Origin of the sequence: Anaerovibrio sp. RM50 (assembly GCF_000622005.1) — a bacterium.
Taxonomy (GTDB): domain Bacteria; phylum Bacillota; class Negativicutes; order Selenomonadales; family Selenomonadaceae; genus Anaerovibrio.
Genome location: NZ_JHWV01000001.1, coordinates 211,456 through 237,906, shown reverse-complemented (window position 1 = coordinate 237,906; position 26,451 = coordinate 211,456). Strand labels below are relative to the sequence as shown.

Below are 26,451 nucleotides of genomic sequence, written 5' to 3'. Positions count from 1 at the left end.
TTTATTTTTTTATCTTCAAAAGAAGGATTAAATTCAGATTTGTCGAACAAATTTATAATAGGATGTTATCGGTGTTTTTGGATTTATTATAAAGGAGAGTAAGTATGGAAAAAGATCAATTGATTGCCGAGATGAAGAAGATTGTCGGGGAAGAAAATGTTCTTCATTCCAAAGAGGCCCTGTACTCATATTCCTATGATGCAACTCCGGGACATGTTTATATGCCTGATGTGGTGGTATCCCCTGGGAATGTACAGGAGGTATCCGCTATATTGAAATTTGCCAATGAGCATAAGATTCCGGTTTATCCAAGGGGGTCCGGCACGAATCTGTCTGCTGGTACTGCGCCTTTAAAGGGCGGTATTGTACTGCTGATGCTGCGGTTCAACAAGATTCTGGATCTGGATTTGGAAAATCTTATTGCTGAGGTTGAGGTTGGCGTTGTGGTTCAGGATATCAATGATTATGTTGCACCACATGGCCTCATTTATCCTCCTGATCCTGGTACTGTCAAGACAGCCAGTCTGGGGGGCACCATTAATGAAAATTCCGGTGGCCTTCGTGGTTTGAAGTATGGTATCACCAAGAATTATGTTCAGGGCCTTGAAGTGGTTCTGGCAAATGGTGATATTATTCATACTGGCGGCAAGAATGTAAAGGATGTCTCTGGATATGATATGACAAAGCTCTTTACCGGCTCCGAGGGAACTCTGGGAGTTGTGACAAAGGCATATTTGAAGCTGGTGCCAAAGCCAGAGGCCCAGGCCAGCATGATTGCTGTATTTAATACACTTGAGGATGCGGGCAATGCAGTATCTGATATTATTGCTGCCAAAATTATCCCAGCCACCATGGAGATCCTTGACAATGCTTCCATCCGTACAGTTGAGGACTTTATGCACGTGGGTCTGCCAACGGATGCAGCTGCTATTCTTCTGCTGGAGGTTGACGGTCATCCTGTTATTGTGGCTGATGAAAAGGAAAAGGTTCTTGAGGTACTGAAGAAAAATAATGCTGCTGAGGTTACTCTGGCCAAATCTCCTGAACACAAGGAGCAGCTTTGGACTGCCCGCCGTATGGCACTGCCATGTCTGGCAAAACTCCGTCCAACCACCTTCGTCGAGGATGCCACAGTTCCAAGAAGCAAGCTGACCCAGTTCCTGCGGATTGTTACAAAGGCTGCCAAGGATTACAATGTAACCATCGGTACCTTCGGCCATGCTGGGGATGGCAATATGCACCCAACTATTGTGTGTGATCTTCGTGATGAGGAGGAAATGGAGCGGGTTCATAAGGCCATGGATGATATTTTCCGTGGTGCTGTTGAATTGGGCGGTACCCTCTCCGGAGAGCATGGCATTGGTCTTGGCAAGCTGCCTTGGATGGAACTCCAGCACGGCAAGGAAGGTATGAACGCCATGAAGGCTATCAAGCGGGCTCTTGATCCTAATCTGATTTTGAACCCTGGCAAGCTGATAGGAGAGTGTTAATATGGCTAATGAAATCACAGCAGAGGAAATTAACAAGCATGACGCCACACTGCTAAAGGATATAGATGATGCTCTGGCCAATTGCATGAAATGCGGTAATTGCCAGGCGGGGTGCCCTATTTATCGGGAGACCAGAAAGGAATTTTCTGTAGCAAGGGGCAAGATTTCCCTGATGCAGGCAATTCTCAGCGGCAAGCTTGAAATAACCAAGGAATTTGATTCTATGATGGCCCAGTGTCTTACGTGCAAGACCTGTGCTGCCAACTGCCCTTGCGGTGTTAAGGCTGATGAGCTGATACTTCGCGGCCGTCATGCCACCATAAAGGCGAGGGGCCTTAATCCTATTAAAAAGACAGTATTCAGCCTCCTTTCCAATCGTCCGTTGTTTAATACAGTTCTTCGTATGGGCGGTATGTTTGGCTGGCTGACATTTAAGGATATTCCTGATAAAAATGCGGTTCTTTCCAGACTGCCTATGCCGGGTATGGACCCTAACAGAGCAACGGCCCCATTGGCAGCCACGCCACTTAGATCTGAGTTCCCGCCTGTTATCAAGGTGGATAACCCTAAGCATAAGGTGGCCTTCTTTACTGGTTGTACAATAAACTTTATGTACACTGATATGGGCAAGGCCGTTATCGATGTGCTGACGGAAAACGGCAACGAGGTTATTCTGCCGGGAGCTCAGCATTGCTGTGGTACCCCGGTTCACGTATCCGGCGCCTTTGAGTTGGCCAACGAAATGGCCAAGCACAATATTGAGGTATTTGAAAGATTTGAGTGCGACTATATCGTTGGTGCCTGTGGTTCCTGCGTTGAGGCCCTTAAGGACTATCCAAAATGGCTGGCGGATGAGCCGGATTGGGCAGCCAGAGCCCAAGCCATTGCGGACAAGGTCCGTGAAATCAGCCAGTTCCTGGTGGAGACCGGCTACAAGACAGATAATCTGGGGGCAATCAACAAGACCGTTACCATGCATGACCCTTGCCACATGGTTCGTGGTATTCATGTAACGGAGCAGCCTAGAGAGATTTTGAAATCCATTCCTGGAATTAATTTCGTGGAAATGAAAGAACATGACCGTTGCTGCGGCTCCGGCGGTTCCTTCAGTTTGGCCCATTATGAGCTGTCTCGTCAGATTAATGACAGGAAGTGTGAAAATATCAAGGCTACCAATGCGGATTACGTGTGTGCCAGCTGCCCAAGCTGCCGCATGCATATAACTGACGGTATCGTTCAGAACAAGATGCCACAGGTAGTTTACCACCCAATCCAGCTTTTGGCAGAGTCCTATAAGTTGGGTAAACAGAAGTAAAGCAGACTCAATTTAACTTAGCTGGACTAAGCTAAAATTAAGCGGAACATAAACAGAAAAGCCAGTGAGTATCAATCAGATTCTCGCTGGCTTTTACTATGAAATTTTAGTAAATCAAATCTGAAAGATGAAGATGAACTATAATCTTGCTTATGGTGGGCGATATTCTAAAAAAAATATAACTTGACTTGGAGCATACTTTAACTGATAGAATAGTACAACGATGATAATTGCTATTTAAAACAGGATTGATAAAAATGACAGAAAATAAAAAAATATCCCGTCGCAGTTTCATTAAGCTCATGGCGGGAATTGGCGCAGTGGCTTTTGGGGGCGGTATTTTTACATTGAGAAAAACCTCCCTTGGCCGTGATATAGAAAATCAGGCCCGAGGGCTTTTGCAGGATAAACAGGCTCAATATCTCCGTCAGATGATAACGTCAGACAATGCCGCAAGCCGAAGAATTATGTGGCAGGCAGCGGACTATATGAGTAATCCTCAAATCCGTCTGCGACTGCAAAATGACAAGAAACGGGAAATGTTGGTTCCAGTTCAGGACGATTCATTTTTTGATGACGGGGAAAATCACATTCAGTATTCTGCCCTTCTGGATAATTTGGCCCCGGACACCCAGTATGAATTTGCCATTGAGGATGGCAGCAGCCAAAGTAAATGGTTTCCTGTGCAAACAGCTGCCAATGACAAAAACAAGTTTTCTATGCTTATTTTCACGGATTCCCAATCAAGCGACTACAGTGACTGGCGGAATGTGGCCCAAAATGCCATGAAGCGTCACCCTGAAGCGGAAATCTTCACCAATCTGGGGGATTTGGTGGATAATGGTGAGGACAGCAGCCAGTGGAGGGCATGGTTCAGCGCTCTGGAGGGAATTATTGACCAGATTCCGTTTGCTCCGGTAATTGGTAATCACGAATGTTACAATCGTGACTGGAAGGAACAGCTGCCTATGGCATATTTGCGCTTTTTCAATGTTCCTGAGAATAGCAGTAAGGACTTCAATCGCTACTACTATTCCTTCGATTATGGGCAGGTTCATTTTGCTGTATTAGGAACAGTAGAAAAAGAAATTAAGAATTTTAAATCAGGATTAATGGATGAGCAGGCGGATTGGCTGGAAAAGGATTTGCAACGTACAACCAAGCCATGGAGGATTGTCCTGATGCATAAGGATGTTCTTCAATATCGTATTGCCAGAATGCCAGAACGTAAGGAGGGCTTTTCAGAGGAAGGGCAGTTATTCATGCCTATTTTTGAAAAATATAATGTAGATATTGTATTAACAGGGCACCTCCATACCTATAGAAATCGTGGACATATTATACAGGGAAAGCACGACCCTAATGGTCCACTGTATATTTTGTGTGGCTTATCTGGTAACGTACGTTATGACCGTCTGTGGACAGATCATGCTTTGGATGAGGTGGTGGCTCCCCAGCCGGAAACTGACAACTACCTTACCATGGATGTGGAGGGGAATGAAATCATCTTCCGCTGTTTCCTGCCGGACGGAACCCAAATTGATGAAATCAAGGTAATAAAATAAGGTAACTTAATTTAACCAAAGGTGCTCCCATGGGCCTTAGAAGCCTGTGTGGGCACTTTTTATATTGCCTGTAATTATTCATATTCTTTTAGATGGTGGTTTGTAATGGGTGAAATATTATGGTAATATTTATATGGGTAGATATATACCCAAATTTAATTAATGATGTTATGTTTCTTTGTAATATATTTTTACTGACAGGGGGAAATGGAATATGCTAAAGAAACATATTGTAGCGGGGATGGCATCTCTGCTCCTGTGTTCGGGCATGACGATTGGCTCACCTGCTGCTGCTGATGCTGCAACAACTGTGAACCTTGATAGAAATGATGTAGCCTATCATCAGGAAATGGAAAGCCAGTCCAAGAAGTGGGATTTCCAGTACGAGCCCCAGGAAGGCATAAAAGTAGGGTATATTATCACTGGTGATTATGAGGCGTTGCTGGACGATGAAACTATGGGTTATATTCGTCGCGTTCTTCATACAAAATTCCCAGGTTCACGTTATCCGGTGGAAAGAATTGAATCCATAGGTGGACATATACATCAGGGCCGTAGAAATACCGGAGATACCTATATATTATCTGAAGCACATGACGTACTGGCTTTGGAATTTGAGAAGCTGGAGGATATGTATAAAAGGGTTCCACGAAAAGTAATTACTAGAGATAGTACAATCGAAAGACATGGTGATGGAGTCTCTCTTGGCTACACATGGTCAAGAAGTGAATCTGATGCTAATGCCAGTGCGAGTGGCGGTTCTGGTGGTGCCAGTGCTAATGGTGATGGTTCATCTAAAGTATATGGATTTAATGGTGGTCTTGGGTTTGGCTCATCAGAAGATAATATAAAGTCTGAGTTTGTTGTTGATTATGATACTTTGGGCGCTGATAACTCCTATGATTTTACTCCTCATCTTACAACTCTGCCAAAAGATGATTATGTTCGATTTGTCAGAGAATTAGAGGATGAAGGCCTGGGTGGGTATGACTACCTTATAATGTTTAACATTAAGCCTTTAAAGAGCATTAAAAAGTACAAGGTGTTTGGTGCTACCCGTCAGAGTGATTTCAGACTGTCTGTAAGGGCTATTGACGTAGCAACTGGAAAATATATCGATCGTGGAGAATATTTGTCAAGAGGAACTTCATCATCCTTCAATATACATCTTCCGATAATTGGTGATATAGGTACTGGGCCAAGCTGGCGGCGTGCAATGCGGAAATCCCTTCTAAACGCCATGATAGAAAGCTTCAACCACATGCCTATTGGTAAGTATTCTATTTGCGATAATCCATATTGTGCAAGACGTCAGGATGAAATCCGTATGGAAAAGGTATTTGGCAGGAACAACCGCCATTGTGTAAAACACTGCAACGACAGAACCTTCTGTGGTGACCACATGGTAAGCTATGAGTTTGATGCGGATTTACCAGCAAGATATGTTAAAGGCCAGAAAGACGAGCTTTATATAAGAGATTAAGTGATAAAACAGCAGCATCACATTTGTAGCAGCATTTGTGGTGCTGTTTTTTTATAGAAAAATGTCATACAAATAATAAAAGTCTATATATTGATAAAAAAGCCCAAAAGTAATACCATAGTATACGTGGGTTTAGCTTTATTTATTGCTGGCAGTTTACTTTTTATGGGGTGGTTTTATTTCTGTCATAGATGAAATTGAAGCAAAAAAGAATATTACCCTTGAGCAGCTTCAATATCTTCTGGAGGGAAATGAGGCTGATTACCTTAAAGAGCGGGCTCTGGCGGTTCGACGTGGGATTTACGGCAATGAGGTATTTATTCGTGGACTGATTGAATTTACCAATTATTGCCGAAACAACTGCTATTATTGCGGCATACGCCGGGATAATCAAAATGCTGACAGATACCGCCTTTCAGATGAGGAAATAATGGACTGCTGCACTGAAGGTTACCGCTTGGGATTTCGCACCTTTGTGCTTCAGGGGGGCGAGGATGGATTTTATTCAGATGAAAAAATATGTCATTTGATAAAAGCCATTAAGGGACAATTTCCGGATTGTGCCCTGACCTTATCTATTGGTGAGAAGTCAAGGGAAAGCTATGAGGCTTTTTATAAGGCGGGGGCTGACAGGTATCTTTTGCGTCATGAAACTGCCAATGAGGTCCATTACAGAAGTCTTCACCCCAAGAATTTGTCTCTGAGGAATCGTAAGGAATGTCTGAGAAACCTTAAGGATATAGGATATCAGGTGGGAGCAGGATTTATGGTGGGCTCCCCAGGGCAGACCACCAAAACATTATATGATGATTTGCAGTTTCTGCGGGAGCTGAATCCCCACATGGTGGGAATTGGCCCCTTTATTCCACAGCATGATACCCCATTTGCAAATAAAAAGGCGGGGACAGTGGATATGACGGTGACTTTGCTGTCTATTATCAGACTACTGCTGCCACGGGTGCTATTGCCGGCTACCACAGCTTTAGGTACCATTGATCCCATGGGGCGGGAAAAGGGCCTTATGGCAGGAGCCAATGTGGTAATGCCAAACCTTTCCCCAAAGAGGGTAAGAGAAAAATATGCTCTATATGACAAGAAAATCTGCACTGGGGAAGAGGCCGCAGAGTGTATAGAGTGTCTTAAAAACAGGGTAAATAAAATCGGTTGCAGTATTGTGTGTGACCGGGGAGATTATAGGTGATTTAAATGTATGATGTGAAATCTATGAAGGCCGAGGAGTTTATTGCTGACGAGGAAGTCAGGGCTGCCTTGAAGTATGCCGATGATAACAAGGACAATATGGAAGTAGTAGATGCCATTATTGCCAAGGCAAGGCTGGGGAAGGGCCTTACTCATCGTGAGGCATCAGTGCTTCTGGCCTGTGATAATGAGGAAAAGCTTCAGGAGGTTTATGCTCTGGCGAGGCAGATTAAGGAGGATTATTACGGCAACCGTATTGTACTCTTTGCTCCCTTATATCTGTCCAATTATTGTGTAAATGGCTGTCTCTACTGTCCGTATCACGCAAAAAATAAGCATATCAGCCGCAAGAAGCTGACCCAGGATGAAATCCGCCGTGAGGTAATGGCATTGCAGGATATGGGCCATAAGCGCCTGGCCATCGAGCTGGGGGAGGATCCGGTAAACAATCCTATTGAATATGTGCTGGAGGCCATTGATACCATTTACAATATCAAGCACAAGAACGGTGCTATCCGTAGGGTAAATGTGAATATTGCCGCTACTACAGTGGAAAACTACCGCAAGCTGAAGGACGCCGGTATCGGCACCTATATATTGTTCCAGGAAACCTATAACAAGGAATCCTATGAGCAGCTCCACCCAACGGGGCCAAAGCATGATTACGCATATCATACCGAGGCCATGGACCGGGCTATGGAAGGCGGCATTGATGATGTGGGCTTGGGGGTACTTTTCGGTCTGGAAAGCTATCGCTATGAATTTGCGGCACTGTTAATGCATGCGGAGCATCTTGAAGCAGCCCACGGAGTAGGGCCACACACCATCAGCGTGCCAAGGGTAAAAAAGGCGGATGATATTGATCCATCAGCCTTCGATAATGGTATCAGCGATGAAATGTTTGAGAAAATCATTGCCCTTATTCGTGTGGCAGTGCCTTATACTGGTATGATTATTTCTACACGTGAGGGCAAGGCTGTAAGGGAAAAGGCTTTGGAACTGGGTATTTCCCAGATAAGCGGGGCATCACGTACAAGTGTAGGCGGTTATTATGAGGAGGAGCCGGAGGAGGATAACTCAGCCCAGTTTGATGTCAGTGACCGACGCACCTTGGACGAGGTACTTAATTGGCTCATAACCCTTGGCTATGTGCCTAGCTTCTGCACAGCCTGCTACCGTGAGGGCCGCACTGGGGACCGCTTCATGTCCCTGTGCAAGAGCAAGCAGATCCTTAACTGCTGTCACCCCAATGCCCTTATGACCTTAAAGGAGTATCTGGAGGATTATGCCAGCGAGGATACCAAGAAGAAGGGCCTGGCCATGATTGAGGAAGAACTGAAGAAGATTCCAAATGAAAAGGTTCGTAAGGTTGCAGCCCAGCATTTGGCAGAAATAAGCGAAGGGCAGAGGGACTTCAGGTTTTAATATGGCAGAGTTAAATTCAACACCAAACGCCAACAGACTCCATATAGGAATCTTTGGCAGAACAAACAGCGGCAAATCATCCCTAATAAATCTTATAACGGGACAGAATACCTCCATTGTCTCCGAGGTGGCGGGTACCACTACGGATCCGGTATATAAGGCCATGGAAATCAGCCCATTGGGGGCCTGTGTCATTATTGATACTCCGGGCATTGAGGACAGCACAGCTTTAGGGGCCCAGCGTCTTGAGAAAACAAAGCTGGCAATGGAAAAAACGGATGTGGCAATCCTTGTATTTGCCGCCAATGACCAGAGGGATTTGGCAGAGGAATACAGGATGCTGGAAAACTTCCAAAAGAAAAAAGTTCCTGTTTTATGCTTGATAAATTCCTTTGGGAATCGCTCTGAGGCAGATGTCCTGAAGGAAAAAATATCCCAAAAACTTCGGGGTGATAATAATGTACTTTTGGTGGCGGACTGTAATGGAGCTGAAGGGCCTGAAGAAAAAGACACCAGAGGCAAAATAGTAGGGGCTCTTTCCAAACTGATGCCGGAGGATTACGATGATACCTTTATCACGGGCGACTTGGTAAAGGAGAATGATTTGGTGCTTTTGGTAATGCCTCAGGATATTCAGGCACCAAAGCGCCGTTTGATCCTTCCCCAGGTTCAGACCATCAGGGAGCTTCTTGACAGAAAATGCACCGTGGTCTCCACTACTACGGATAAGCTGGAGAATACTTTGTCCAGACTGAAGGACGCACCTCAGCTGATTATTACGGATTCCCAGGCCTTCAAATTTGTTTATGAGCATAAGCCAAAGGAAAGCAGACTCACCTCTTTTTCTGTGCTCTTTGCGGCCTATAAGGGAGACTTAAAGTATTATATTGAGGGAGCCCGTTTTATTGACAGCCTTAATGAACATTCCAGAGTCCTTATTGCCGAATGCTGCACCCATGCACCTCTGGCCGAGGACATAGGCAGGGTGAAGATACCACGTCTCCTTCGCAAGCGGTTTGGGGAAGCTTTGCATGTGGATGTGGTCAGCGGCACGGATTTTCCGGAGGACCCTGCGAAGTACGATTTGGTCATCCAGTGTGGGGCATGTATGTTTAATCGCCGATATGTGCTGTCCAGAATTGATAAGGCAAAAGCAGCCTCTGTGCCAATGACCAACTACGGTGTGGCCATTGCACATCTTACGGGAATTCTGGATAAGGTTGTTATGTAGGCTGTCAGTATTTAAAAATTTAATAATTTCATAAAAACTAAGTATTTTTTTCTTTATTATAAAGTGGTAAAATAATAAATAGAGATTATTGTGCGAATTTTGTGTCAATTGTGTACATGTCTTTATGTAGTAGACGTTAGGGGAGTATATGTATGAGTAACAAGATGTCACGGCGCAAGTTTTTAAAGGTTGTGGCCGGATCTGGCGTCCTGGGTTTCGGGGTAATGGCTTCCGGCTGTAAGGGGAAGCCCTCCGGGGGCGATGGCTGGGTGTCCAGTCAGTATGAGGGAAAAGGTGATTTCCCTGTAAATTTAAAGGGACGTGTGGCTATCAGTGCCACCAATCCGTCCATTGAACGGGATGACGAAAAGTGCATTTTGTGCGGTCAGTGCGTGGATGCCTGCAAAAATGTAATGGGTGTGTATGGAAATTACCCATTGCCATTGAAGCAGGAGGTTGCCTGTGTAGGCTGTGGCCAGTGCATTATGAACTGTCCATCTGGTGCCATTACGGAAAAGAGCCATGTGAGGAAGGTATTGGAGGCTATCGATGATGATACCAAGCACGTGGTGGTTCAGACAGCTCCTGCTACCAAGGTTTCCCTGGGTGAGGAGTTTGGCATGCCTCAGGGGACCAGTGTTGGCAAAAAGATGGCTGGGGCTTTAAAAGCAGCAGGATTTGATTCAGTATTTGATACCTGCTTTGCTGCAGATCTGACTATTATGGAGGAGGCCTCTGAGTTTGTTCATCGTCTCACCAAGAAACAGGATGAGATACCGCATCTTACCTCCTGTTGTCCTGGCTGGGTGAAGTACTGCGAGTATTTCTATCCTGAATTGATGCATAATCTCTCCACCTGCAAGTCACCGCAGAATATGATGGGTGCCACCATAAAGTCCTTCTATGCGGATAAGATTGGCGTTGACCCGTCAAATATTGTTAATGTTTCCATTATGCCATGTACTGCCAAGAAGTTTGAGGTGGCCCGTGAGGAGCTGGAGGTTGACGGCCAGCAGGATATGGATTACGTTCTCACCACCAGAGAGCTGGCAGTGCTGCTGAAGCATAAGGGGATTGATTTAAATACTGTAGCTGAGGCGGAATACGATTCCATTCTTGGTGAATCCACCGGTGCAGGCCGCATTTTCGGTGCCACTGGCGGTGTTACCGAGGCAGCAGTCCGCACAGCCTATTATTTGGCAACTGGCTCCAATCCACCGGCAGATTTGCTTGACTGGAAACCAATTCGCGGTATGCAGTCAGTGAAGGAAGCTGTTGCCAGCATTCCAGGGGTGGGTGCTGTTAATATTGCAGTCTGCCATGGTCTTGAAAATGTTCGTCAGCTTCTTGATGGTATTAAGGCCTCGGGCAGCAGCAAGTGGCAGTTTATCGAATTTATGGCCTGTCCGGGTGGCTGCATCGGCGGCGGCGGTCAGCCAAAGAGCATGGATGCAGTGGAGGCCAAGAAAAAGCGTATTGAGGCTATCTACAAGGAAGATACGGGAGCCGAAAAGCGCTGCAGTCATGATAATGCAGAAATTCAGTCCATCTACAGGGAATTCTTCGGCAAGCCTCTCAGCGAAAAGGCTGAGAAATACTTGCATACAACCTTTGTCAATCGGCACGGCCGGTTGTTTGATTGAGAGGGGTGAGTGTAGATGGCTGTATTAGTAGATATTACAAAATGTATTGGCTGTGAAGGCTGCACTGTGGCCTGCAAGCGTTATAACAATCTTAATTTCAAGGCGAAGCCAAGAAATGTAAAAGATGATGGCAATGTGGATCTTGATGACAATCGCTGGACTGTTATTCAGGAGTTCCATGGGGAGAAAAATGACAAGCTGAGGTTTGTCAAGAAGCAGTGCCTCCATTGCAAAGAGCCTGCCTGTGCATCAGCTTGCTTCTCCAAGGCTATTCAGAAGGACGAAAAGACCGGAGCAGTTGTTTATTATCCGGATTTGTGTGTGGGTTGCCGCTATTGTTTGGTGGCCTGTCCGTACTCTATCCCTAAGTATCAGTGGAACGAGCAGTTCCCGCAGGTTTCAAAGTGCCAGATGTGTGACAGTCGGTTGCAGAAGGGGGATGCTCCCGCCTGCGTATCTGCATGCACCACTGGGGCTCTAATGTCCGGGGATAGGGATGAGCTGATTAAAAGGGCTCATGAGATTATAAATTCCGATAGCCGATATATCAACCAGGTATATGGCGAGCATGAAGTGGGAGGCGCTGAGTGGCTCTATATCTCAGATGTTCCATTTGAGGAATTGGGCTTCAAGGATGTTTCCAACGTACCAGTTACAAGTTATACCAAGAGCTATCTCTCCAAGGTTCCTGGCCTTGCCGCATGCTGGGCATTGTTCCTTTCGGGAATCGCATACTACAATTATCGTGTGGACAAGAACAGAAATCAGATTCACGATCCTCATGATGATGACGATCAGGATAAGGAGGGTTGAGCATGAAGGTACATAAGTGTTTTAGAATTTTAGGATGGGACTTTACCATAACTCCAACCCGATTTGTTCTGACTGGTTTAGTAGCTTTAATGGTAGTCGCAGTTGTCCTCAGGCTTCTGACAGGTTTCCAGTATGTAACCAACCTGACAGATGAGACTCCATGGGGCATGTGGATTGCCTTCGATGTAATGTGCGGCGTTGCCCTTGCCGGTGGTGGTTACTCCACAGCACTGCTGGTAAGTATATTGCGCTACAAGGAATTCCATGTAGTGGCCCGCGGCGCCCTGCTTACATCTTTGCTCGGCTATATACTGGTTATGGCCGGTCTGTTCCTGGATATTGGACAGTGGTTTAACTTCTGGCGGCCTTTCGTTTCCTGGGGCTACACTTCGGTGCTTTTTGAGGTATTCTGGTGTATTTCCATTTATACCACTGTTTTGAGCATTGAGTTTTTTGAGATTATTACCGAGCGTGTACTGAGAAAGAAGCTGCACCGGTACATTGTGAAGATTTTGCCTGTTCTTGTTGTAATCGGCCTTATCTTCCCTGTAATGCATCAGTCTTCACTGGGTGGTCTGTTCCTGATTATGAGGGAGAGGATGTTCCCACTGTGGTGGAGTGAATTCCTCCCGCTGTACTTCCTGTTGTCCTCCTTCTTCATCGGTTCTGCCATGGTTACCATCGAGACAACTTTGGCAAAGACCGCCTATGGTCATGAGATTCCACATAATATTATGCTGAAGCTTACCCGCATAGGTGCCGGCATGATGTTTGTATATCTCCTTTTGAAGCTGTATGACCTCTTTGAGAAGCACGAATGGAATTATGTATTCCAGGGCGGGCTCCAGAGCAATATGTATTGTGTAGAAATGCTCTTTGGTATACTGATTCCTCTGGTTATAATAGTCAGTCCTCTCAGCAAGAAGAAGGGCGGTCTTCTCACATACGCGGTTCTCACAGTTTTTGGTGTTATCCTTAACCGCCTTAACTGTGTATTTACCTCCATGTATGAGTCTGGCTCCTACTTCCCTGGACTGGGTGAAATTGTTGTCAGTGTCGGCCTCATTTCCATGGGCGTGCTTATTTACTGCTTTCTCGTTGAGAACTTCAATATTATTGGCAATGAGCGGGCTGTTCAGGTCAAAATTGACAAGGATAAGGATATCAAGAACCTTATCTGGGCATTGCTCCGTACCAAGAGACGTTAATGTGTGTGGCGTAATTTCATAATTTGATTTCAAGGGCTGTGCCGAAATTGAAAAGATTTTGGCGCAGCTCTTTTGTATGCCGTTGGAATAGTTTCATTCTTTTCAGTGTATGGCGGATATGTTATACTTTTAGGGTAATTAAAAACAGGAGCAGAGCGATTGGAATGGATAAAGAGCAAAAAGCGTTTATTTTTGATATGGACGGGGTTATCTACGATAGTGAGCCCATTCATGCCAAGGCCAAGAAGCAGGTGCTGGCAGAGTATGGCATAAATATTTCCGATGAGCGGCTGGCCACCTTTGTGGGACGCAGCAGCAAGGATTTTTATGGCACTATGGTGGAGGAAAATCCAAAGTGCCCTGTTTCATGGCAGGAGCTGGCCCGTCGTAAGCATGTGCTTTATAAGAAAATGCTTGTGGAGGATGAGTCTGTAAAAGCCATGCCGGGGGTGAGGGAGCTCCTGGACCGCATTAAGGCGGCGGGTTATATTATTGGGCTTGGTTCTTCGTCTACCATGGAGATGATAAATCTGGTGATGGACCGCTTCAAGCTTCGGGATTATTTCAAGGTGCTGGTCAGCGGTGATGAATTGCCTCGAAGCAAGCCGGATCCTTTAATTTTTCTTACAGTGGCAGAAAAGCTTGGGGTAAAACCGGAAAACTGTACTGTCATCGAAGATGCCTTTGCAGGGGTAACTGCAGCCAGAGCAGCAGGAATGCATTGTATTGGTTATTACAATCCTAATTCCGGTGCCCAGGATTTATCCGGGGCCGACAGGGTTGTAAAAAGCCATGATGAAATAATAGTTTGATTTACGCAAGGAAAGCGAAAGGGGAGATTTTTTAAATGAGTTTGCATATTGGAGCACAGGCCGGCGAAATTGCCAAAAGAGTATTGCTTCCGGGAGACCCTCTCCGTGCCAAGCATATAGCGGAGAATTTTTTGGAGGATGCCAAGTGTTATAATGAAATCCGTGGAGCCTTTGGTTACACCGGAACCTACAAGGGAGTGCCTGTATCCGTTCAGGGTACTGGTATGGGTATACCGTCTATTTCAATTTATGTGACTGAGCTGATAAGGGAATATGGTGCCAGAAAGCTTATTCGCGTAGGTACCTGTGGAGCCATGCATGAAAATATCAATCTTCGTGATATTATAATTGCCCAGGGAACCACCACGGATTCCTCCATTATCCGCAATATTTTCGGGCCAACCATTAATTATGCCCCATTGGCAGATTATGAGTTGATGAGCAAGGCCATGGAGGTGGGTAAGGAGCTGAACATTCCTACCAAGGTGGGCAACATTGTTACCGTTGACCGCTTCTATGACGATGATATTGATAATGACAAGCTCCGTCACTATGGCATTTTGGCCGTAGAAATGGAGACTGCTGCACTGTATCTTTTGGCAGCCAAGTATCGTGTTCAGAGCCTGGGTATCTTTACTGCTTCTGACCACCTTTTGACCAAGGAGGCTGTTCCGGCAGACGAGCGCCAGACTAATTTTAATGACATGGTAAAAATCGCTCTGGAAACCATTATCCAGACCAAGATTTGATGATATAAGAAATAACATAAGAAAAACGCTATTATCTGCTGAAGCAATGGTGATATGCCTCACAGCCGGTAATAGCGTTTTTGTGTGATTATTTTGTTTCGTGTTAGTATAAAATGTCATTCATTCAGCAGCTTAAGGACAAAGTCCTTCTGTACGAAGCCAATGTACTGGTTTACCACCTTGCCGTTTTTGAAGAAGTACAGGCTTGGAATACTTACTATTCCATACTGGGAAGAGAGATAGGATTCCTCGTCCACATTGATTTTTGCCACCTTGATGGAGCCTTCGTTTTCATCGGCAATTTCCTTAAGGATAGGGGCCATCATTTTGCATGGTCCGCACCATTCTGCCCAGAAATCCACAATAACCGGAATATCGGATTCCAAAACCTCCTTCTGGAAATTGTCCTTGGTAACCTTTACCTCTGCCATAGTTGTCTGCCTCCTTTAGTGTTATATAAAAACGGAAATTTTCTCATTACAATTTTAATTTAAAGAAAAATTCCTTACTTGTAAAGTATTTTGTGCTATTATAGTTATGATAGATTATAGGCATAATATACTATGCATTTATGAAAAAAGAATGATTCATTAAGGAGTGATATACACATGAAGGGTAAAGTGTTTGGTGTAGGCGTAGGTCCCGGTGATTCCGAGCTTCTGACTGTGAAGGCTGTTAATGCCATTAAGGGCGCAGATGTTATTATTGCACCAAGAACCGAGAAGAAGGAGGGCAGTGTAGCATTGGATATTGCTCGGCGCTATATTGGTGAAAATACGGAGATCGTTTATCAGATTTATCCTATGGTTAAGGGATTCTCTGAGGACACCTCCGCCTGGGACAAGAACAAGGCTGAGATTATGGCCATGCTGGAGGAAGGAAAGCAGGTTGTTTTCCTGACCTTGGGTGATCCAATGTTCTACAGCACATATATCTATGTTTATAACCGTCTCAAAGAGGCTGGGGCAGATATTGAGACTATTCCGGGCATTCCTGCATTTTGTGCCATTGCCAGCTACCTTGGCCGCTCCATTGTGGAGGGGGATGACATTCTGAGTATTATCCCTGCCACCGTTTCCGAGGAAAAGCTGAAGAAGGCCCTTGCTACCTGTGACAATGCAGTTATCATGAAGGTGTACAAGAACTTCTCCCAGGTGGTGGATAATCTCGATGAAGCCTCCATGTTGAAGAATGCTACACTGGTAAGCCGTTGCGGCCTTCCTGATGAGGAAATCATCACCGATGTGGCTGCCAACAAGGACAAGAAGCTGAACTATTTGTCCACTATTCTTACAAAGCGCGACTAAAATTCATGTAGAGTATTAAGACCTGTTGGAATAATCCGGCAGGTCTTTTTATGTATGGTAAAAATTGTTCAATTGCGTTATAATGATATGATGTGATTTTTGTGCATATTTTGTTTTTATATAGATTTGGAGGATGCAGTTATGGTTGAATTGTTGGCCCCGGCCGGCAGTAAGGAAGCCCTCATTGCAGCAATTGAAAGCGGCGCCAATGCCATTTATCTGGCAGGAAATATGTTTGGTGCCAGAGCCTATGCAGATAATTTTGATGAAGAAGGCATGCGGGAGGCTATCAGAACAGCCCATTTGCGCAATGTCCTTATTAATGTTACCGTTAATACCATCGTTGATGATCAGGAGCTGCCACAGCTGGCTGATTATCTCCGCTTTCTCTATGAAGCGGGGGCAGATGCTATCCTTGTGCAGGACCTGGGGGTGGCCAAGCTGGCACGTGAAATAGTGCCGGATCTTCCCCTTCACGCCAGCACCCAGATGACGGTGCACAATCTTGATGGGGTACTGGCCCTTCAGAAGCTGGGCTTTACCCGGGTGGTGCTTTCACGTGAAGTTTCATTGGAGGCAATTAAACATATAATTGATAACTGTGACGTGGAGATAGAGGTATTTATCCATGGTGCTTTGTGTGTGTGTTATTCCGGTCAGTGCCTTATGAGCAGCATGATTGGTGGCCGTTCGGGAAATCGGGGCCGCTGTGCCCAGCCTTGCCGTCTTCCATATACTCTGGTTGACGAGAATGATAATGACATGCTTAAGGACACGGCGGGAAAATATCTTCTCAGTCCAAGGGATATGAACGCCATAGATTTGATTCCCCAGCTTATTGACGCCGGGGTGGCTTCCCTTAAAATTGAGGGCCGCATGAAACGTCCTGAGTATGTGGGCATTGTGGTGAATAATTATCGTCAGGTCATTGACAGCCATTACGCCGGGAAGTTTCAGGTGACGGACAAGACAAGACACGATTTGGCTCAGGTCTTTAATCGCGATTTCACCACGGCATTTTTGGAAAAAAAGCAGGGCCGCAATATGATGAGTGACCGCCGTCCAAATAATCGTGGTATTATGCTGGGCCGGGTTATGGAATATGACGGTGCCACTGGCTTTGTGACCATGAAGCTGGCAGACAGTTTATCTGTCGGGGATCAGGTGGATTTCTGGGTAAAGGTAGGCGGCCGCGTTACTGCCACTATTAAGGAGCTTCACCTTGTCAAAGGCGGCAAAAACCGCAATATGGTGCCCGTGGAGCAGGCCCAAAATGGTTCTGTGGTGAGCTTTCCGGTGGATTCCCGGGTATTTGAGCATGACAGGGCCTTTAAGGTGTATGATGCCCCTCTTATGGAGTGGGCCAAGGGCTTTTATAATACCGGTTCTCCTGTGCGCAGGGTATCGGTGGATGTGAAAGTCAGTGCTGCTGTAGGTGAGCCTTTGACCATAACCATGACCGATGCTGATGGCTATAAGGGCGAAGGCAGGACAGATTTTATTGGCCAGGAGGCCATTAAAAGGCCACTAAATGAGGAAACCATTAACAAACAGGTGTCCCGACTGGGTACTTCCATATTTGAACTAAGGAATCTGGAATGTGATATTGTAGGCAACGTTATGGTGCCAGTAAGCGAAATCAACGAGGCCAGAAGAAAAGCTGTGGAAATGCTGGAAAATCAGCGGCTTTCCAAATTTAAGACAAAGCCGGTTCCAGATAATACAACGGCGTTAAATAAGACCAAGACCAAGAAACGGGTCCAGTCTGGTATTACCGCTGTGGTGGACACTATGGAGCTGTTGCAGGCGGCTTTGTTTGCCGGGGCAGACTGGGTGGTTTTTGGCGGTGATTCCTATCACCATGAGGCCATTATACCAATGCAGTACGAAAAGGCTGTGGCCATGGCCCGTCAGAATGGTGCCCAAATTGCCTTTAATACCCCAAGAATCATTAGGGACAATGAGCTGAATGGTTTTCATACATGGCTTAAAACCGTGGCTTCCTACAAGCCTGATGCCATAAATGTTCATAATATCGGTACTTTGGCGGCGGTACGGGAGCTTACTGATATTCCTGTACACGCAGATTATTCCCTGGTGTCCTACAATTTTAAGACTTTGCAGCATTTGGAGGAGCTGGGAGTGGAGGCGGCAACCCTTTCTCCTGAGCTGACTCTGAACCAGGTGGAAAAGCTGGCCAAGGAAAGTGATATGCCTCTTTCCTGTATTGTGGATGGCAATATGGAGCTGATGGTATCGGAGTATTGTGCCACCGGCAGCTTTATTGGAGGCCTTCATACCGGCCAGTGCGCTGCACCATGCGTTAACAGTGGCAAGCAGTTCTTCTTGAAGGACCGAAAGGATGTAAAATTCCCGCTGGTTATGGACCAGTATTGTCACATGCACGTTCTAAACGGCAACAGACTGAGCATGCTGCCCCATGCCATGAAATTTGGTGCCATGGGTATCAGCCAGCTCAGAATAGAGGCACGTTATATGAGTGCTGACCAATTAAAGAAAACCATTGCCAATTACAGGAAGTATATGGCCTTTGACGGGGAGCTCAGCGAAAGGGAAAAAGCCGTGGCTGAGGCCCTTGAGGGGGATAACATTACCCGGGGCCATTACTTTAGGGGCGTGGAGTAATATATTTTTGAGGTTATAGATGGAACAGGATTCATTTAAGGTTTTAGAATATAAAAAAATATTGGAGCGTCTGCAAAATAAGGCGGGCTCCATTTTAGGCAAGGAGCTGGCGGCAGGCCTTCAGCCAAGCAGCGATATAGATGAGGTAAGGGAAAGACTGCGGGAGACTGCAGAGGCCGTTATGGTGTCCTCCATGGCCAGTCCTCCTTTGGGGGGGATCCGTGATATCCGTGAGCTGATGAAGAAAATAGGCATTGGTGCAATTATTGAAACATCTGAAATCATGGATGTACTTACCACAATGTACGCCATGCGGGGGGTAAAAAAGTTTTTCAAGGAGCTGGAGCTGGATGCCCCTATTCTCAAAAATTGGGCCCGGGGTCTGGAGATTCTGGGTGAATTGGAGCGCAATCTGGAAAATACCGTGGATGAGCATGGCAATCTCCGCGATGATGCCAGTGTGGAGCTAAAACGTATTCGTCGTGAAGTAAAGACCTCCCAGGCCCGCATCAAGGACCATTTGAATAATATACTTCATTCGGCGGAGTATCAGAAGTATTTTCAGGATGCTATTGTCACCATGCGCGGTGACCGCTATGTGGTGCCTATTAAGCAGGAATACCGCCAGTATTTCCCGGGTATTGTCCATGATCAGTCTGCCAGCGGGTCCACCGTGTTTGTGGAGCCAATGGCGGTGGTAAACCTTAACAATGACATTAAACAGCTGGTGGCAGCTGAAAAGCACGAGGTGGAACGCATTCTAAGGGATATTTCCAGCCAGATTCGCCGTAAGGACGATATTCTTATGGAAAACTGCGATATTTTGGCCTTTATCGATTTCACATTTGCCAAGGCCGGACTTGCCCGTGAAATGAAGGCAGTGGAGCCTGTGGTCAGTGATAATGGGGCCACCTCCCTGCTGTCTGCCCGTCACCCTCTTATCGACAGCGACAAGGTGGTACCAATAGATATTGCCATTGGTGCTGATTATAATATGCTGTTGGTTACGGGGCCAAACACCGGCGGTAAAACCGTCAGCATGAAGACCCTTGGACTCTTGGTTCTGATGGCCCAGGCAGGTCTGTTCCTTCCTGTGGAAAACGGCTCTCAGATTGCTGTATACAACAATATTTACGCAGATATTGGTGATGAACAGAGCATCGAGCAGAGCCTCAGTACCTTTTCTGCCCACATGACCCATTTGGTGGAGATTTTGGGCAAGGTGGAATCTGATGATTTGCTGCTTCTGGATGAGCTGGGTGCAGGCACTGACCCGGAGGAAGGTGCTGCTCTGGCTATGGCCATTTTGGAGCAGCTTCTCAATATTAAGGCAACTGTTATGGCCACCACCCATTATTCAGAGCTTAAGACCTTCGCCTTTAGCCGTGACGGCATTGAAAATGCCTGTGTGGAATTTGATGTCAATACCCTCAGACCGACCTATAGATTGCTTACTGGTATACCGGGAGCAAGTAATGCATTTGCTATAAGCCGCCGTCTGGGACTTAGTGAAGCTCTGGTTATCAGGGCAAAACAGCTGATACAGGCAGACCATGCCCAGTTTGAGAAGGTTATTAATCAGCTGGAAAAAGAGAAAATGATGTATGAGCAGATGAATGCCGACATCGAGGCCAAGCTCCAGAGAGCCCAGAAAATGGAGGCCAAGGCCGAGGCCATGCGCACAGAGCTCTCCCAGAAAAAAGCAGATATCATCCGCAAGGCCAAGGATGAAGGCTCTGCTTTGGTGCGCCGTGCCCGCCGGGAATCCGAGGAAATCATTAAGCAGCTGAAGGAGCAGTTTAATGATATGGGTATTCAGAAGCGTCAGCAGGCCATTCAGGATGCCAGAAACAAGCTGAATGAAGAGGCAGGCCGCGTTCGTCCTGGTATCGTTTCCGCAAAGGCCTTCAGAAAGCCTATTGATTTGAAGACAATTGAAGCCGGGGATATTATTTATGTAACAAAGTTGGATCAGAAGGGAACAGTTTTGGGAGTTCATGGCAAGGAGCTGGAGATTCAGCTGGGGGCCATGAAGACCACCATGAAGGCCACTGCCTGCAAGTTTGTGGAAAAAGGCAAGAAGGAGAAGCCATCAGCCTCCAATGGCAGTAAATCAAAGGGTGGCAGCAGCTTTATTTCCAAGACCCAGGAGGCTCATCGCGATATAGATATTCGTGGCATGATGGTGGACGAGGCTGAGGTTATTTTGGGCAAGTTTATTGATGACTCCATTATGGCCGGCCTGTCCCAGGTGCTTATTATCCATGGCAAGGGAACGGGAGCCCTGAGAAAGGGTGTTCATGAGTATCTTAAGCATCACAGAAACGTGGCCGCATTTAATTTCGCCGATATGAGCGAGGGTGGCACTGGTGCGACATTGGTAACTCTTAAATAATATATTTCGCGAAAAAGTGTTATTTATGATAGAATAGTACCGTATATGTGTATAAGGAGGTCTATCATGGAAAAACGTACAGGTGCGGCTCAGCAGCGGGCTAGACAGGCAAAGAAGCCACAGAAGCCCACTGGCAGTAGCAGTGCAAGCCGAATCCTGATAATTGTTGTTTCAATAATAGCTGTAATGATTATTGGTGTGGGATGCGGATTTCTTACAGCCACATTGAATACAAAGGCGGACCTTGCAGATGTGAGACCGCCGGCATCTTCCCAGATTTACGATATAAATGGCAATGAGATTGCCAATGTACACGCTGACGAAAACCGCGTTCCAGTCAAAATGAACCAGATTCCCGAGAATTTGAAGAACGCCTTCGTTGCTGTAGAGGACGCCAGATTCTATGAACATTCCGGCATTGATCCGCGGGGAATTATGCGTGCCATGTGGTCCAATATTACCAGCCAGGGTGTGGCAGAGGGCGGTTCCACCATCACCCAGCAGCTGGCTAAAAATGCTTACCTTACCCAGGATCGTACCTTTAAGCGTAAGATTCAGGAAATGTTCCTGGCTATTCAGCTGGAGCATCAGTATACCAAGGAGGAAATCCTTGAGCTTTATTTGAATCAGATTTATTTTGGTAATGGTGCTTATGGTGTACAGGCAGCATCCAAGACCTACTTTGGCAAAGATGTTGAGAACCTGGATCTCAGCGAATGTGCTATGCTGGCAGGTATCCCAAAGAGTCCTAATTATTATTCACCAGCCAACAATATGCAGGCGGCCCAGCAGCGCAAGGCTGTTGTGCTGGATCAGATGGCCAAGTACGGCTATATCAGCTCATCTACTGCAAATAAAACAAAAAATGAGGAGCTCCATCTGGTAAAGGATACTTCCAAGACCGGGGGAGAGGCGTCTTATTTTATCGACTATGTGACTCAGACCATGATTGAAAAGTATGGAGCTGATGCTGTATACAAGGAAGGTCTGAAAATCTATACCACCTTGGATATTGATATGCAGAAGGCTGCCGAGGAAGCTATGAAGAACCTTCCTGATTTGTCTGAGAGCAATGGCATCAAGCAGCCTCAGGGGGCACTGGTGGCCATAGATCCACATACGGGCTATATTAAGGCTATGGTTGGCGGCCGTGGCACTGACCAGTTTAATCGCGCTGTTCTGGCTGAGAGACAGCCTGGCTCAGCCTTCAAGCCATTTGTGTTTGCCGCTGCTTTGGAGTCAAATTATACTCCGTCAACTATTATTGAGGATAAGCCGCTGGATATTAACGGCTGGTCCCCTCAGAACTACAGCCGCAATTTTAATGGCAAGGTTTCCCTGCGCTATGTAGCTGAACAGTCTTTGAATGTACCAACTGTTCGTGTGGCCCAGGATGTAGGTATTGACAAGGTTATTTATCTGGGCAAGGAAATGGGCATTTCCACCTTTGTAACAGAGGGAACCCAGAATGATGGGAATCTGTCCACCTCCCTTGGTGGCCTTACCCGTGGCGTTACACCTTTGGAGCTTACAAGTGCTTATTGCACCTTTGCCAATGATGGTATACATGTAAATCATACAGCTATAATCAAGGTCCTTGATCGCAATGGCAAGGTGCTGGAGGAGGAAAGAACCGAGAGCAAGCAGGTTCTCAAAAAGACCACTGCCAATGAGCTTACCAGTATGCTGATGGGAGTTGTGGCCCGTGGTACTGGTACTGCTGCCAATATCGACCGCCCTGCAGCTGGAAAGACTGGTACCACCAGCGATTATCATGATGCCTGGTTTGTGGGCTATGTTCCCGATTTGGTGGTGGGTGTCTGGGTTGGTACTGATGATAACCAGCGCATGGGCACCATGACCGGTGGTACGACTCCTGCAGTAATTTGGAAGGCCTTTATGACCAAGGCTCTGGCGGGAATGCCAGTGAAGAAATTTGATGGTGCTGTTCTTACCAGTGTAGAGGCTCCTGTAAAGGAAGAAGCCAAGGAGAAGGACACAAAGGAAAAGAAGAGCAAGGATACGAAGGGGACTAATGACAAGAAGGCCAATGATAAGCCTGCCAACACTGACAGCAACAAGCCTAAGCCTAGTCCGGCTCCGGCCCAAACTCCAGCTCCGACCCCTTCCCCAACAGCCCCTGCCGGGAAAACGGCAAACTAATAATATTTAACAAATAACTATCCTGTTTTCAGGTTTAAGGAGAGAAATACAATAATGGCAACAAGTGTTTTTGATGTACTTAAGGAGCGTGGCTACATCGCCCAGTGCACCAATGAAGATGAAGTCCGTGCAATGTTTGAGAATGAGAAGGTTACTTTTTATATTGGCTTTGACCCAACTGCTGACAGCCTTCATGTAGGTCATTTTCTGGGGCTGATGGTTATGTCCCACCTCCAGAAGGCAGGCCACAGGCCTGTATGTCTGGTAGGCGGCGGAACTGGTACTGTAGGTGATCCATCCGGCCGCAGTGATATGCGCAAGATGCTTACTGACGAGGACATTGAATACAACTGCAATCAGTTCAAGAAGCAGATGGCACGCTTTATCGATTTTAGTGACGGCAAGGCCTTGATGGTAAACAATGGTGACTGGCTTCGCAAGCTGAACTATATCGAGCTGCTTCGTGAGGTGGGCGCCCACTTTACCGTTAATCGCATGCTGGCAGCTGAGTGCTACAAGAACCGCATGGAGAAGGGACTGACTTTCCTGGAGTTCAACTACATGATAATGCAGTCCTATGACTTTCTGGAGCTTCATCGCCGTTATAACCTTAAGCTGGAAATGGGCGGTGACGACCAGTGGTCAAATATTATTGGTGGCGTTGAACTGACACGTCGTATTACAGGTGATGCTGTATACGGTCTTACCTTCACTCTCCTGACAAAGAGCGATGGCCAGAAGATGGGCAAGACTGCCGGTGGTGCTTTGTGGCTGGATGCAGAGAAGACTTCTCCTTATGATTTTTATCAGTACTGGAGAAATGTTGATGATGCTGATGTGGAGCGTTGCCTTGCATTGCTGACCTTCCTGCCAATGGATGAAGTTCGCCGTCTTGGTGCCCTTGAGGGTCAGGAGATTAACGAGGCCAAGAAGATTTTGGCTTACGAGGTTACCAAGCTGGTTCACGGCCAGGAGGAGGCTGACAAGGCCAAGGCTGCTGCTGAGGCTGTATTTGGTGGCTCCGGTTCCAGCGAAAATATGCCTACTATTGAGTTCGGCGCAGAGGATGCTGGCAAGAAGCTGGTGGATGTTTTGGTGGCAGCAGAGGTATTTGGCTCCAAGGGTGAGGCCCGCCGCCTCATTCAGCAGAACGGCCTGTCCTTGAATGATGAAAAGGTCAGCGACCCTGAATATGCACTTTCTGACAGTGACTTCACCGATGGGGAAGCCATCGTCAAGAAGGGCAAGAAGAAATTCTATCGTTTGCTCAAGATATGAGGAAAAATATTGAATAATAGGTCTGATTTTATTTAAAGGACAGATGGTGGTGCAAAAGGGGACATATTTTGCCTTGGTACTTAGTGAATGCAAGCCAAAGGCGCAGCATGAGCTTAGTACCGCTAGGCAAACTAGAGAGCGCGAGCGTTCCCCGTTGTACCACCATCTGGCCTTAGATAAATGTAAAAGTGGCTAAAATTTGTCATTTGTGCTATACTAACTATCTGTGAAATATACCTTGGGGATTGTCCCAAGAAAAAGTTATAAAAGGAGTTTTCAGTAATGTCAGGACATTCTAAATGGGCTAATATTAAGAGAAAGAAAGGTGCCAACGACGCTATCCGCGGCAAGATTACCACTAAAATCGGCCGTGAGATTACTATCGCTGTCCGCATGGGCGGTTCCGATCCAACCGGTAACATGCGTCTTAAGCTGGCCCTGAGCAAGGCTAAAGCCAACAATATACCAAAGGACAACATTAATCGTGCAATCCAGAAGGGCCTGGGTGCCTCTGATGGCAGCAACTATGAGGAGATGACCTATGAGGGCTACGGTCCTGGCGGTACTGCAATTATGCTGGATATCCTCACTGATAACCGCAATCGTACTGCAGCAGATGTGCGTCATATCTTCTCCAAGTATGGCGGATCTCTTGGCGCCAATGGCTGTGTATCCTGGATGTTCAACAAGAAGGCTGTTTTCGTAGTTGAGAAGGAAGCCTTCGATGATGAGGATGCTCTTATGGAGCTTGTTCTGGAAGCCGGAGCTGATGATTTCGTGGCTGAGGATGATGCTTTTGAAATCACCGGTGAGCCTGATGCCTTTGATGACATCCTTCAGGCGCTGACTGACAAGGGCATTGAAACTGCTTCTGCTGAAATCACCATGGTTCCGGACAATACCGTTAAGGTTGAGGGCGAGAATGTTGTCAACATGCAGAAAATGCTGGACGCCTTCGATGACAACGATGATGTTCAGGAAGTATATGGCAACTACGAGATGGATGAAGAATAAGAAATATGGCGGCCTGCGGGCCGCTTATTTTGTTAGTGGGATTTATGGAAGTTATTAAGTTGAGGAGAGAGAACGATGCTTGCATTGGGGATTGACCCGGGAACGGCAATTTGTGGCTACGGCTTTGTGGAATCAAATGGCAGCCGGCTTATAGCCCATGAATATGGTGCCATCACCACCAGCTCCAAGGCCAGACCGGAGGACAGGCTGGTGAAGATATATGATGAGCTGGATATGCTGATAAAAAAATATAAGCCGGATGTTATGGGGGTTGAGCAGCTGTTTTTCAATCGCAATGTAACCACTGCTATTCCTGTAGGGCAGGCCAGGGGAGTTGTGCTGCTGGCAGCAGCCAAAAATGGCCTTGAACTGGTGGAGCGCACACCACTACAGATAAAGCAATCTGTAACTGGCTATGGAAAGGCCACCAAGGAGCAGGTTATATACATGGTTACCAAGCTTCTGAACCTTCCCGAGCCCCCAAAGCCTGATGACGTGGCAGATGCACTGGCTGTAGCTATATGCACCTCCCATGTTTTAAACAGCTTTACATACCGCAATAAATTGTAAGTTTACATAGAATGGTAGATTGTACGTAAAAAAATACAAAGTATACACTTTAAATTACTGTTTTCTGTAGACTGGAACATATAAATGTATTATAATACTTGTTGTTTGAGTGTATTATTGATATTTTGCCAAACAAATGTCTAC

20 protein-coding genes are annotated in these 26,451 nt (G+C 46.3%); 19 read left to right on the top strand and 1 reads right to left on the bottom strand.

Features of this window, described 5'->3' with window-relative positions:
* Positions 1-104 precede the first annotated feature (104 nt).
* The 12 genes from T525_RS0101205 to deoD all read left to right on the top strand — a co-directional run bounded on the left by T525_RS0101205 (position 105) and on the right by deoD (position 14,934).
* Entirely contained in the window at positions 105-1,490 is a 1,386-nt protein-coding gene (locus T525_RS0101205) for an FAD-binding oxidoreductase (protein ID WP_027405668.1), read from the top strand.
* A gap of 1 nt (position 1,491) precedes the next feature.
* Positions 1,492-2,805 carry a (Fe-S)-binding protein gene (locus T525_RS0101200; RefSeq protein ID WP_027405667.1) on the top strand — a complete coding sequence of 438 codons (1,314 nt, stop codon included), beginning with the start codon at positions 1,492-1,494 and terminating at the stop codon, positions 2,803-2,805.
* A gap of 257 nt (positions 2,806-3,062) precedes the next feature.
* On the top strand, positions 3,063-4,370 hold the full coding sequence (locus tag T525_RS0101195) for a metallophosphoesterase family protein (RefSeq protein ID WP_027405666.1): 1,308 nt from the start codon (positions 3,063-3,065) through the stop codon (positions 4,368-4,370).
* A gap of 214 nt (positions 4,371-4,584) precedes the next feature.
* Positions 4,585-5,853 carry a hypothetical protein gene (locus T525_RS0101190; protein ID WP_027405665.1) on the top strand — a complete coding sequence of 423 codons (1,269 nt, stop codon included), beginning with the start codon at positions 4,585-4,587 and terminating at the stop codon, positions 5,851-5,853.
* 145 nt (positions 5,854-5,998) lie between these two features.
* The gene (hydE, locus tag T525_RS0101185; protein WP_232219171.1) at positions 5,999-7,054 is read left to right on the top strand and encodes a [FeFe] hydrogenase H-cluster radical SAM maturase HydE; all 1,056 of its coding nucleotides are present in this window, start codon (positions 5,999-6,001) and stop codon (positions 7,052-7,054) included.
* A 5-nt stretch (positions 7,055-7,059) separates the two neighbouring features.
* Positions 7,060-8,478, top strand: coding sequence for a [FeFe] hydrogenase H-cluster radical SAM maturase HydG (hydG, locus tag T525_RS0101180; RefSeq protein WP_027405663.1), 1,419 nt, complete (start codon positions 7,060-7,062; stop codon positions 8,476-8,478).
* Between the two features lies 1 nt (position 8,479).
* Positions 8,480-9,709: a [FeFe] hydrogenase H-cluster maturation GTPase HydF gene (gene hydF / locus T525_RS0101175; RefSeq protein WP_027405662.1), complete on the top strand. Its 1,230-nt coding sequence runs from the start codon at positions 8,480-8,482 to the stop codon at positions 9,707-9,709.
* Positions 9,710-9,861: 152 nt separating this feature from the next.
* Complete coding sequence (locus tag T525_RS0101170; protein WP_027405661.1) at positions 9,862-11,352, top strand: [FeFe] hydrogenase, group A; 1,491 nt, start codon at positions 9,862-9,864, stop codon at positions 11,350-11,352.
* Positions 11,353-11,367: 15 nt separating this feature from the next.
* A complete protein-coding gene (locus T525_RS0101165) occupies positions 11,368-12,165 on the top strand; it encodes a 4Fe-4S dicluster domain-containing protein (protein ID WP_027405660.1) in 798 nt (265 codons plus the stop codon).
* A gap of 2 nt (positions 12,166-12,167) precedes the next feature.
* Positions 12,168-13,373, top strand: coding sequence for an NrfD/PsrC family molybdoenzyme membrane anchor subunit (nrfD, locus tag T525_RS0101160; RefSeq protein ID WP_027405659.1), 1,206 nt, complete (start codon positions 12,168-12,170; stop codon positions 13,371-13,373).
* Positions 13,374-13,537: 164 nt separating this feature from the next.
* Positions 13,538-14,185 (top strand): HAD family phosphatase, encoded by a 648-nt coding sequence (locus T525_RS0101155; RefSeq protein WP_027405658.1) that lies wholly within the window; start codon positions 13,538-13,540, stop codon positions 14,183-14,185.
* A gap of 35 nt (positions 14,186-14,220) precedes the next feature.
* On the top strand, positions 14,221-14,934 hold the full coding sequence (deoD, locus tag T525_RS0101150; protein ID WP_027405657.1) for a purine-nucleoside phosphorylase: 714 nt from the start codon (positions 14,221-14,223) through the stop codon (positions 14,932-14,934).
* Positions 14,935-15,050: 116 nt separating this feature from the next.
* On the opposite strand, the gene trxA is transcribed toward deoD, so the two are convergent.
* On the bottom strand, positions 15,051-15,365 hold the full coding sequence (trxA, locus tag T525_RS0101145) for a thioredoxin (RefSeq protein WP_027405656.1): 315 nt from the start codon (positions 15,363-15,365) through the stop codon (positions 15,051-15,053).
* A 177-nt stretch (positions 15,366-15,542) separates the two neighbouring features.
* Between trxA and cobI the strand changes: the two genes are divergently transcribed.
* The 7 genes from cobI (at position 15,543) to ruvC (ending at position 26,307) form a co-directional block, all read left to right on the top strand.
* Positions 15,543-16,241 (top strand): precorrin-2 C(20)-methyltransferase, encoded by a 699-nt coding sequence (cobI, locus tag T525_RS0101140; RefSeq protein ID WP_027405655.1) that lies wholly within the window; start codon positions 15,543-15,545, stop codon positions 16,239-16,241.
* A gap of 141 nt (positions 16,242-16,382) precedes the next feature.
* Positions 16,383-18,887, top strand: coding sequence for a DUF3656 domain-containing protein (locus T525_RS0101135; RefSeq protein ID WP_027405654.1), 2,505 nt, complete (start codon positions 16,383-16,385; stop codon positions 18,885-18,887).
* A 19-nt stretch (positions 18,888-18,906) separates the two neighbouring features.
* Entirely contained in the window at positions 18,907-21,282 is a 2,376-nt protein-coding gene (locus T525_RS0101130) for an endonuclease MutS2 (RefSeq protein ID WP_027405653.1), read from the top strand.
* 66 nt (positions 21,283-21,348) lie between these two features.
* Positions 21,349-23,445, top strand: coding sequence for a transglycosylase domain-containing protein (locus tag T525_RS13840; protein WP_051533322.1), 2,097 nt, complete (start codon positions 21,349-21,351; stop codon positions 23,443-23,445).
* A gap of 54 nt (positions 23,446-23,499) precedes the next feature.
* Positions 23,500-24,723: a tyrosine--tRNA ligase gene (gene tyrS / locus T525_RS0101120; protein ID WP_037324746.1), complete on the top strand. Its 1,224-nt coding sequence runs from the start codon at positions 23,500-23,502 to the stop codon at positions 24,721-24,723.
* Between the two features lie 282 nt (positions 24,724-25,005).
* A complete protein-coding gene (locus T525_RS0101115) occupies positions 25,006-25,737 on the top strand; it encodes a YebC/PmpR family DNA-binding transcriptional regulator (RefSeq protein WP_027396357.1) in 732 nt (243 codons plus the stop codon).
* Between the two features lie 75 nt (positions 25,738-25,812).
* Entirely contained in the window at positions 25,813-26,307 is a 495-nt protein-coding gene (ruvC, locus tag T525_RS0101110; protein ID WP_027405651.1) for a crossover junction endodeoxyribonuclease RuvC, read from the top strand.
* Positions 26,308-26,451 lie beyond the last annotated feature (144 nt).